Below are 11,908 nucleotides of genomic sequence, written 5' to 3'. Positions count from 1 at the left end.
TTTAAAAATATTAAATTTAAATTAAAATAGATTAATAATTATGTTAAAAATTCTACTATCGACAGCTTCTTTATATCCATTTTCACATAAAGAAATTTTTTCTATAGCAAAGGATGTGGGATTTGATGGATTAGAATTGGTTACAGACAGCAACTGCTTAAAAGGGAATATAGAAAAAAATATTCTTAAACTTAATAATCTTATAAATCATTATAATTTGCCAGTCTATACAGCTCATCAACCTCTTTTTATGATTTATTGGAAACTTGGAGTTAAGGAAACTTTAGAATTAACCTTTAATATTGCAAGTCAGCTACAATGTAAATTAATAACTATTCATTTACCTATTTTTCTAAGACCTGATAATTCATATCCATGGTGGGATAATTATTCAAAACAGTTTCTTGAAGCTATCTCAAAGATTAAGCAGGGATCATTTAACAAATTAAGTAAATTTGAAAAAATAAAAAATGAAAGTAAAAATTTAAATAAACAATTTAGAGAAAGCAATTTAGAACCATTAATTACAGTTGAAACTGTTTTAGATAGAAGAGTTAATTTGGGAAGGAGACATTTTGCTGATCCAAAGGTTCTAATAAACTATGTTTTGAAACACAATTTATTCATCACTTTCGATACAACGCACCATGGTTTAAGAAGCTATAATATTGAAGATAGCTTTAATATTCTTAAATCCAGAGTAATAAATATCCATGTAAGCAACACTAAAAGAAGGAAACATGAACCACCTTATATTGGAAAAATACCACTAAAAGAATTTTTAAAATTTATTTTAAAAAATAGTTATAACAATTTTCTAACTTTAGAAATTTCTCCTATAGCACTTAACATTTGGAGTAAAAGAAGAGTTAAAGATCGACTTAAAAGAAGTATAAATTTTTGCAAAATATACACCCGATAAATAAGATTTAAAAAAAATTTATATTTTTACTCAATTCCCCTCCCTTTAAGGGAGGGGGTAGGGGGAGGGTGTATATTTAAAAATTCTAATAAATGCTTTTTTTATTGTGTTATTATTAAGACAATATTGTACTAATTTAATTCTTAAATGTAATTTAATTTTTAATAACTTATAACTTCATTAAATTAAAAAGTGAGACTTTTAATTTATTTTCTAAAAGGTGCTTAAATTGGCAAAAAATATTCCAGATTTTATTCATCTTCATACTCATACAGAATTCTCTTTACTGGATGGAGCAATAAAGATACCGAATTTAATTTCAAAAGCAAAAGAGTTTAATATGCACTCGGTAGCTATAACTGACCATGGCAACATGTATGGTGCTATAGAATTTTACAACTTAGCAAAAGAAGTAGATATTAAATCTATAATTGGATGTGAATTTTATGTTGCAATAAATTCCAGATTTGATAAATCTAAAAGAGAGGAAAAGTCTAATCATCTAACTCTTTTAGCTAAAGATATCCAAGGTTATAAAAACCTGATGAAGCTTGTTACATTAAGTTATTTTGAGGGATTTTATTACAAACCAAGAGTTGATCTTGAGCTACTAAGTAAATACAGTTCTGGAATTATTGCACTTTCTGGATGTGTTTCAGGTAATATTCCGAGGTTGATTTTAGAAGATAGAATTAATGACTCAATTGAATCTGTTTCAAAGTTTTGTGAGATCTTTGGTAAAGAGAATTTTTATTTAGAAATTCAGGATCAAGGTTTAAAAGAACAAAAGATTTTAAACCCAAAATTAATTAAAATGTCAGAGAAATTAAATGTTCCTTTAGTGGCAACCAATGATGCTCACTACCTAAATAAAGAAAACCATACTGCTCATGATGTTTTGCTCTGTATTCAAACAAGAACAACTTTAGATGATAAGGAAAGACTTCGTTTTTCCACTCCCGAATTTTACTTTAAACCCAAAGAAGAGATGTTTGATATTTTCAAGAATATTCCCGAGGTTCTAAAAAATAGCATAGAAATTTCAGAAAAATGTAATTTAGAAATACCATTAAATTTGGATTTACTGCCAGCCTATAAAGTTCCAGAGAATTATAATTTAGATAGTTACTTAGAAGAAATCTGCAGAGAAGGATTTAACAAGAGATATTCTGACCCCACAGATGAGATAAAAGACAGATTAGAACTAGAACTTAATGTCATAAAAGATATGGGATATTCTGGATATTTTTTAATTGTTTGGGACTTTGTAAACTATGCTAAAAGAAGTGGTATAAGAGTAGGACCTGGGAGAGGGTCAGCAGCTGGAAGTATAGTTTCATACTGTCTCGGAATAACTGATATTGACCCAATAGAATATGGTCTGCTTTTTGAGCGATTCTTGAATCCGCATAGAAAAAGTCTTCCGGATATTGACATAGATTTCTGTTATGAAAGAAGAAATGAAGTCATTGATTATGTTGTTAGTAAATATGGAAGAAATAAAGTAGCTCAGCTTATAACTTTTGGGACAATGGCTGCAAGAGCAGCAACTCGTGACACAGGTAGAGTTTTTGGTGTTCCATATGGAAAGGTTGATAAAGTAGCAAAGATGATTCCTGTGGGAATAGGAACAACTATTGATAAATCTATTAATACCGTTCCGGAATTAAGAGATTCTTATCAAAAAGATGAAGAAGTTAAGAAAATATTGGATGCAGCTATGGCTTTGGAGGGACTTTCAAGACAGGATTCTATTCACGCAGCTGGTGTTGTTATATCTGACGAGGATTTGACTGAGTACACTCCTTTACAAAGAAAAGGAAATGGTGAAGTTGTTACTCAATATAAAATGGATGATGTGCAGCGTATTGGACTCTTAAAGATGGATTTTTTAGGACTAAAAACTTTAACCCTTATTGACAAAACCCTTGAAATAATAAAGCATACCAAGGGGATAGAAATTAACTTAAATAAGATTGATTTACAGGATAAAAAGACATTTTCAATGATAAGTCATGGAGAAACGATTGGTATTTTTCAGCTTGAAAGTTCAGGAATGAGAAATCTGATGATAGATTTACAGCCAAATTGCATTGAAGACCTGATTGCATTACTTGCACTTTATAGACCTGGTCCACTGCAAAGTGGAATGGTTAAAGATTTTGTAGAAGCAAAAAAGGGAAAAACAAAAATAAGATACCCACACCCATCATTAGAATCTATCCTGGATACAACTTACGGAATTATTGTTTATCAGGAACAGGTTATGGAAATTGCATCAAAAATGGCAAATTTTACCATGGCAGAAGCTGATATTTTAAGAGGTGCTATAAGTAAAAAGAAGAGAAGAGTATTATCCAAACAGAGAGATAAATTCCTTGACGGAGCTTTGAAAAATGGGATAAGCAGGGGAGCAGCTCAGAAAATTTTTGATTTGTTACTACTATTTGCGGAGTATGGGTTTAATAAATCACACTCTGCTGCTTATGCTTTAATCTCCTATCAAACTGCGTATCTAAAAGCAAATTTCCCTGTTGAATTTATGGCTGCATTACTTACTGTTAGAATGGAAGATCAGGAAAAAGTAGCTCAGTATGTAAATGAATGTAGAAGACTTAGAATTAAAATATTACCCCCTGATGTTAATGAAAGCTTTTCTAACTTCACAGTGGTGGGAAATAAAATAAGGTTTGGATTATCTGCAGTAAAAAATGTGGGAGATAATGTTATTCAAAATATAGTATCTAATAGGAAAGATAAAGGAAAGTTTAAATCATTTGTAGATTTTTGTAGTATGGTGGATCCTGTTGTCTTAAATAAAAAGACATTAGAAAGCCTGATAAAGGCAGGAGCTTTTGACTCGTTGGGACTAACAAGACAAGCACTTATGAAAAATTATAAAAGAATTGTCTCTCATGTCCTTACTATAAGAAGTAATAAAGAAATAGGTCAATTTTCTCTTTTTGATGCTGACACAACTCTTAAGGATGCACTAATTACAGCTTTACCTGAGAAAAGAACAGAATTTTCTCAGAAGAAGTTTTTAGCATACGAGAAAGAGATGTTGGGATTATATGTTTCAGACCATCCATTAATTGGTTATGAGCATCAATTGGATAAATACAGTGATTGTCAGATTAGTGAAATTAAAAAGTTTACAGATAAAAGCTTAATAAAAATTGCAGGAGTTGTTTCTAAGATTAAGAGAATTACAACTAAAAAAGGAGAAATAATGCTTTTTCTAACCTTAGAAGATATTAGCAACTCTATAGAAGTTATAATTTTTCCCTCTGTACTTAAAAAATTTCATCAATTTCTTAAAGAAGATATGATAATAGGAATTAAGGGTAGAATTGATATAAAAGAGGACCAAGCGAAGTTGATAGCAAGTGAAATTGAAGAAATAGAGTTAAAACATAAGAAATCTGCATCTAAAAAGGTTAAACCAAATTTGGTTATAGAGTTGGTTTTAAATAGTATAAATGATCATTTTTTACACAGGCTTAGAAGGATTCTATTAAATAACCCAGGTCCATCTAATGTTATCATTAAATTAAAATCTGATAAATCTTTAAAAACCTTTAAATTAGGTAGTTCTCTAAGTGTAACTCAATCAGAAGAATTTTTAGATGAAATTAATAACTTTTTGGGTGAAAAGGGAACTGTTAAAATGGAAAGCTAAAATGGAACCAAAGTTAATATTGGTGTGTGGTGCTTCGTATCACTAAAAAAGTTTGACCTTGGTGCCGAAGGTGGGAATCGAACCCACATGAGTATTAAAACTCACTGGATTTTGAATCCAGCGCGTCTACCAATTCCGCCACTTCGGCATTATTAATTTTTTATATTAATTAAATTTTATACAGTAGATAAACAATTATCAAGCAATTATTTTTACATTTATGAAAAAGAAAGATAAATTTATAATTATAGATGGAAATAGTTTAGCATATAGAGCCTTTTTTGCCCTTCCTGATAGTATTATTACAATATCTGGTATTATAACTAATTCAGTTTATGGTTTTACAAATATGTTACTTAAAATAATAAATGATAATAAACCTACTATGTTGGCAGTTGCTTTTGATAGTAAAAAACCAACATTCAGACATAAGATATTTAAAGACTATAAATCTGATAGGGAAAAAATGCCAGAAGATTTAGCCAATCAGTTTGATTTAATATATAGAGTATTAGATGTTTTTAATATTCCTAAATATCAAGTAGAGGGTTATGAAGCAGATGATTTATTGGGTACTTTAGCTACACAAGCTAAGGATAAGGGAATCGAGGTTTTAATAGTAACTGGAGATAAAGATGCACTTCAATTAGCATCTGAGAATGTAAAAATAATATTTACTGTAAAAGGAATTTCAGATGTTAATATTTATGGTCCTGAAGAAGTAATTGATAAATATGGTATAGGTCCAAACTACATCGCAGATTATTTTGGTTTGATTGGTGACAAAATAGATAACATTCCAGGCATCTCTGGTATTGGAAAAAAGAGTGCAACCAAGCTTATAAATGAATTTGGTTTTTTAGAGCAGATATTAGATAGAGTAGATGAAATACCCACTGAGAAAATTAAAGAAAAACTCAAACAATATTCTGAAACGGCTATTTTAAGTAAGAATTTAGCAACAATAGATTGTAATAGCCCTATTAGAATAGATATTGAAAAATGTAAATTAAAAAAATTTGATGAAAAAAAAGTTTATGAGCTTTTTGAGTATCTTGAGTTTAGAACATTATGGGAGAAAATTAAAAAAATGAATTTAATGAAAAAATCATTAAAGGATGAAAATAAGTTTCAAAGTAGAACTAAACTTATAGATGAGGAAGGCGAGCTTATAAATTTAATTGAGAAGATAAAAAATTTAGAAGAAATTTCAATTCAATTTTTAGGTACTAATAACGACTGTACTGGAATATCTATCTCTATTAAACCAGATATATCCTTTTATATTCATTTTGATAGCAAGCAAAAAGAGGATAGATTTTTTTATTTATTAAAACCGATTTTAATAAATAAAAATATTAAAAAAATAATGCATAATGCCAAGTACCAATTAAAGATACTATTTAAAAAAGATATCAGGTTACAGGGACTCATTTTTGATAGTTATATTGCATCTTATCTATTAAATCCTCATTTTAGAGAGCATAAACTTTCAGAAATTATTCAAAAATATTTGGGTTATAGTGCATCTGATTTTAAAAGAGTAGAGACTTTTGGTCAGTTAGGATTAATTCAGGATAAAGATTGGATTCAAAAAATGTCGGAGGTAGAGGGAAGAAGAACAAGTGTATTAATTGATTTAAAAAAAATATTAGAAACTATACTTATTTCTCAAGATATTGAGAAACTTTTCTATGAAGTTGAAATTCCTTTGATAGAGGTTTTGGCAATGTTGGAATTATGGGGTGTTAAAGTTGATGTTAGTTATCTAAATAAGTTAACAATTGGTTACCAGGAAAAAATATCAAAAGTTACTGGAAAAATTTATAAGCTTGCTGGTCAAAATTTTAATATAAATTCTCCTCAACAATTGGGGAAAATTCTCTTTGAAAAACTAAAGCTCACACCATTTAAAAAAACAAAAACTGGTTATGCAACAGGTTTTTCAATTTTAAAAAAATTGGAGGATAAACACCCAATAATAAGAGAAATAATAGATTACAGGGAATTATCAAAATTGAAATCAACATATATAGATGCCTTACCTTCATTGGTTAGTGGTCTTGATGGAAGAATTCATACAACATTTCATCAGACTGGTACTGTTACTGGTAGATTATCAAGCAGCGATCCCAATCTTCAAAATATTCCTATAAGAACTGACCTGGGTAGGGAGACAAGAAAAGCATTTATAGTTGATGAGAATCATATTTTATTGGAAGCTGACTATTCACAGGTTGAACTTCGAATTCTTGCTCATCTATCTGAAGATGAAAATCTAATTAATGCTTTTGAAAGAGATGTTGATTTTCACAGGCTTACTGCTTCTCAACTTTTTAACGTAAAAATGGATGAGGTTACTCCTGCACTAAGAAGGTCAGCAAAAGCAATAAATTTTGGAATAATTTATGGTATGACAAAATTTGGTTTAGCTGAAAGACTTAACATCTTGGAGGATGAAGCAGAAAATTATATAGAGCAATATTTTGATCAATATCCACAAGTTAAAGAATATATAGATGATATTATTGAGGAAGCATTAAATAAAGGATATGTTACAACAATTTTAGGTAGGCGAAGATACATTCCAGAATTGAAATCAAGAAATCCCAAAATTAAGCAGCTTGGAGAAAGGTTTGCCATTAATACACCAATTCAGGGTAGTGCTGCAGATATTATAAAGATAGCTATGATAGATATATATAAAGAAATATTAAATAAAAATTATAAATCAAAAATCGTATTGCAGGTTCATGACGAACTTCTATTAGAAGTACCAACTGATGAAAAGGAAGAAATTATAAATGTTATAAGAGAGAGAATGGAAAATGTTTACCCGCTTAAAGTAAGGCTAAAAGTAGATATAAAAATTGGAACTAACTGGTATATGTAGATTTTTATTATATAATTACCCGCAAAATATAATATTTTTTATATAAAAAATTGCAATAATACTTGCATTTTTTTTATAGTTAGTAGTATATTATAGAAAAATTTTTTAGGAGGAATTATTAGTGGAGAAAAATAAAATATTAAATAACTTATCTGAGGAAGAAAAACAGTATTTGACTGTTAATGAGAAAGGTGAAATTGTACCCAACTATGAAATAACAATAGTATCTTTTGAAGAGGGAGATATTGTAAAAGGGACAGTTGTGAAAGTTAATAAAGATGAAGTTTTGGTTGATGTTGGATATAAATCTGAAGGAGTTATCCCGCCAAGGGAGTTATCAGTAAGATATGATTTGGAACCTCATGAAATTATAAGTGTAAATGATGAGATTGAAGTATTAGTTCTTCAAAAGGAAGATCAAGATGGAAGATTAATCCTTTCAAAAAAAAGAGCAGAAACTCAAAGAGCTCTGGAGAAGATAGAAGAAGCTTATAGAGAAGACAAGTTAATTAAAGGAGTGGTTATAGATTTAGTAAGAGGTGGATTAATTGTGGATATTGGTATGAGAGCCTTCCTTCCAGGTTCTTTGATTGATTTAAAAAAGGTAACAGATTTTAATGCATATTTAGATAAAGAAGTTACATGCAAAATAATTAATATTGATAGACAAAAAAATAATGTTATCATCTCTAGAAAAGCCTATCTTGAAATTGAAAAAAAGAAAGTAAGAGATACATTTATTAAAAGTGTGAAGGTAGGTCAAGTTAAAAAAGGAGTAATTTCTAATATTTTAGATTTTGGAGCATTTGTTGATTTAGGTGGAGTTGATGGTTTAATACATATTTCAGAACTTTCATGGGGACACGTAAACCATCCTTCTGAGATAGTAAAGATTGGAGACGAAGTTGAAGTGGTTATTTTGGAAGTAGATAAGGAGAAAAAGAGAGTAGCTTTGGGACTTAAACAAACACAGATTGATCCCTGGATGGAATTAACAAAAAAATATGCTATCGGTGATGTGGTTGATGGAAAGGTTATAAAAATAGTACCATTTGGAGCATTTGTGCAGATTGAGAAAGGAATTGAGGGATTGGTTCATATCTCAGAAATTGCTGTTTATAGTGTAGAAAAGCCAGAAGAAGTTGTAAATATTGATGATAAAGTAAAAGTAAAAATTATTGATATAGATTTTGATAAAAGAAGAATTGGTTTGAGTATAAGGCAGGCTCCAAGAGAGAAAAAAGAGGGTGAGGAACCCAAACCAATAGCCAGACCTATTGAGAAGGCAATAAAAGTTGAAGAAGAAATTAAACTAACTGAAGAGAAAGAAAAGATTAAAGAAAAAGCTAAACATCATAAAGAAAAAATAAGAGATGAAGAAGAAGTAGAATATACAAAAGAAGAGAAATCAGTAAAAGAAGAGAAAAAAGCTAAAGAAGAGAAATCAGGAGAAATAAAAGATAAATAATTATAAATTTTAATAGATAAATAACAAAATCTAATATCTTGACATAAATATAATAAAATTAAATTAGCTGAATTTATAAATTGTATGCTCTGGTATTATTCCAGAGCATATTTAATTTGCTCTTAAATTCAAAGAGGTTTAAAATTTAAAATGAAATATAAAAATATGTAATTTTAAGGATGAATATGAAACTTATGTGTTTGGTTGGGGAAATTGGAACAGGAAAAACTACAGTTGCTAAAATGTTAGAAGATTTAGGAGCAGATGTTATATATTCTGATGATATTGCAAAGACTGTCTCCTCAAAATCTGCTACTAAATCAGAATTAGTTAAATTCTTTGGTAAGAAAATACTTTACAGAAATGGAAGATTAAACAGAAAAAAGTTAGCAAATATTGTTTTTTCAAATAGGAATAAATTGGAGAAATTAAATGAGATAATGCTTCCTCAAATAGTGAAAGAAATTGAAAAAATTCTTTATAAAAAAGAAAAGTTGGAAGAAACTTCAAAACCAACAAGCAAGAAGATTAAAAGAACTCAAAAAGAAGGTGAAAGAATTGTTGTAATAGAAGCCCCACTTCTTTTTAGAACTAATTTATATAATAGATGTGATGAAATCTTATATGTAACCTGTCCAATGGATTTAAGAATAGAAAGAGTAATATCTAAAATGAATTTGTCAAGAGAAGAAGCTAAATTAAGAGTAGAAGGGCAAAATTTAATTATTCCAAAGGATAAAGTACATCATATTATAAACAATGATAAGGGTATAAATGATTTAAGAAGAAAAATAGGAATATTTTGTAGATTTTTAAAATGCCAGACTTTGAATTAATATCAAATTACAAGCCTCAAGGAGATCAACCTACAGCAATAAATAAGCTTGTTGAAGGCTTATATAAAGGTGATAGATTTCAAACCTTACTTGGAGTTACCGGGTCTGGAAAGACTTATACAATGGCTCAGATAATAAACAGTGTAAATAGACCTGTCTTGGTAATGTCTCCTAATAAAACATTGGCTGCTCAACTCTGTAATGAATTTAAAGAATTTTTCCCCAAAAATTCAGTTCATTATTTTGTTAGTTACTATGATTATTATCAACCTGAGGCTTATGTGCCAACTACAGATACCTACATTGAGAAAGACGCATCTATAAATGAGCAATTGGAAAGACTTAGACTTTCATCAACAAATGCATTACTTACAAGAAGAGATGTAATTATTGTAGCAAGTGTTTCATGTATATTTAACTTAGGTTCACCATCTCTATATAAGGAGAAAACTCTTATTTTATCTAAGGGTGAAAAATATGAAAGGGATGAAATATTATTAAAACTTGTCAAAATAAAGTATCAAAGAAACGATATTGACTTTAGTCCTGGGACATTCAGAGTAAAAGGAGATATAGTAGATATATTCCCACCCTATAATGATTATGCTATTAGAATTGAATTATTTGGTGATGATATAAAGGAAATATGTAAATTTAATTATTTAACTGGCGAAATAATTGAAAAAATAGCAATTATTATGATTTCACCAGCAACTCATTTTGTTATTGAACCAAAAAGAATGGAAGAGATTTTATTCGAAATTGAGAAGGATTTAGATGATAGATTAAAGGAATTAAAATCTCAGGATAAATTGCTTGAAGTTCAGAGATTAAGGATGAGAACAAAATATGATTTGGAGATGTTAAAAGAAATCGGATACTGTAAAGGAATTGAGAATTACTCAAGATATTTTTCAGGAAGAGAACCAGGAGCTACTCCATCTACACTACTAAATTATTTTCCGGATGATTTTATAACATTTATTGATGAGTCCCATATAGCAGTTCCTCAGATAAATGGGATGTATCATGGGGATAGGTCTCGGAAAGAAACACTTATTGAATATGGATTTAGACTACCATCAGCTCTTGATAATCGTCCTTTAAGGATGAAAGAATTTTTAAATGCAATAAACCAGGTAATATTTGTTTCAGCAACCCCTAGGGATTTTGAAATTGAAAATAGTAGTCAGGTTGTTGAGCAGATAATTAGACCTACAGGACTTGTTGACCCGGAAGTTGAAGTTAGAAAAACAACAGGTCAAATTGATAATTTGATGACGGAAATTAAGAAAAGAACCACACAAAATGAGAGGGTTTTAATTACAACTTTAACAAAAAGAATGGCTGAAAATTTGACTGATTATTTTCTTGATATGAGTATTAAATCAAGATATCTTCATTCAGAAATAGGTACTTTAGAGAGGGTAAAAATTATAAGAGAGTTGAGAAAAGGAGACTTCGATGTATTAGTTGGAATAAATCTTCTTAGAGAAGGCTTGGATCTTCCGGAGGTTTCTCTTGTTGCTATATTGGACGCTGATAAAGAGGGATTTTTAAGATCAGAAACATCACTTATCCAAACTATTGGTAGAGCATCAAGAAATATCAGAGGTAAAGTTATAATGTATGCTGATAATATAACAAGGTCAATGAAGAGAGCAATAGATGAAACTAACAGAAGAAGAGATATTCAATTAGTATTTAATGAAGAGAATAATATAGAACCTCAAACAATTCACAAGAAGATATCTGATATTTTGATGGCAACTAAAGTAGCTGAAAAAATAAAGATAAAAGATAAAATAATGAAACCAGGAAAAATATTACCTGATGAAATACCAAAAATAATATTGGGACTTGAAGAAGAGATGAGACTTGCTGCTGAGGAGTTAAACTTTGAATATGCAGCTATTTTAAGAGACCAGATAAAAGAATTAAAAAAACAAACAAAATATTAACTTGTCCTTGCGAGGGATGGGCTTCCTCGCTAATGCTCGGAACAGGCTGCGCAATCTCATTAAAAAAATGAATTAAATAACCTTTGAAAGATTTGGGCATAGTTTCTTGACTAAATGTCTTCGAAACCATGCCACAAATCTACTAA

6 protein-coding genes and 1 tRNA gene are annotated in these 11,908 nt (G+C 29.4%); 6 read left to right on the top strand and 1 reads right to left on the bottom strand.

The window, feature by feature from the left end:
- Window positions 1-40: 40 nt before the first annotated feature.
- Together KKC53_04545 and KKC53_04540 are read left to right on the top strand one after the other, a co-directional pair.
- Window positions 41-922: a sugar phosphate isomerase/epimerase gene (locus KKC53_04545; GenBank protein MBU2598430.1), complete on the top strand. Its 882-nt coding sequence runs from the start codon at window positions 41-43 to the stop codon at window positions 920-922.
- A 241-nt stretch (window positions 923-1,163) separates the two neighbouring features.
- A complete protein-coding gene (locus KKC53_04540; protein MBU2598429.1) occupies window positions 1,164-4,604 on the top strand; it encodes a DNA polymerase III subunit alpha in 3,441 nt (1,146 codons plus the stop codon).
- 59 nt (window positions 4,605-4,663) lie between these two features.
- Here KKC53_04540 and KKC53_04535 read toward each other — a convergent pair.
- Window positions 4,664-4,752, bottom strand: a tRNA-Leu gene (locus KKC53_04535).
- A 72-nt stretch (window positions 4,753-4,824) separates the two neighbouring features.
- Here KKC53_04535 and polA point away from each other — a divergent pair.
- From polA to uvrB, 4 genes are all read left to right on the top strand, one after another.
- A complete protein-coding gene (polA, locus tag KKC53_04530) occupies window positions 4,825-7,497 on the top strand; it encodes a DNA polymerase I (protein ID MBU2598428.1) in 2,673 nt (890 codons plus the stop codon).
- A gap of 121 nt (window positions 7,498-7,618) precedes the next feature.
- Window positions 7,619-8,965, top strand: coding sequence for a 30S ribosomal protein S1 (gene rpsA, locus KKC53_04525; GenBank protein ID MBU2598427.1), 1,347 nt, complete (start codon window positions 7,619-7,621; stop codon window positions 8,963-8,965).
- A gap of 185 nt (window positions 8,966-9,150) precedes the next feature.
- The gene (gene coaE, locus KKC53_04520; GenBank protein ID MBU2598426.1) at window positions 9,151-9,801 is read left to right on the top strand and encodes a dephospho-CoA kinase; all 651 of its coding nucleotides are present in this window, start codon (window positions 9,151-9,153) and stop codon (window positions 9,799-9,801) included.
- Complete coding sequence (gene uvrB, locus KKC53_04515) at window positions 9,783-11,762, top strand: excinuclease ABC subunit UvrB (protein MBU2598425.1); 1,980 nt, start codon at window positions 9,783-9,785, stop codon at window positions 11,760-11,762. Before coaE ends, uvrB begins: the two co-directional genes overlap by 19 nt.
- The last annotated feature ends 146 nt before the right edge of the window (window positions 11,763-11,908 follow it).

Source organism: Actinomycetota bacterium, from assembly GCA_018830725.1.
Classification (GTDB): Bacteria; Actinomycetota; Humimicrobiia; order JAHJRV01; family JAHJRV01; genus JAHJRV01.
Note: the sequence above shows the minus strand (reverse complement) of the source record. Positions and strands in the feature narration are given on the sequence as shown.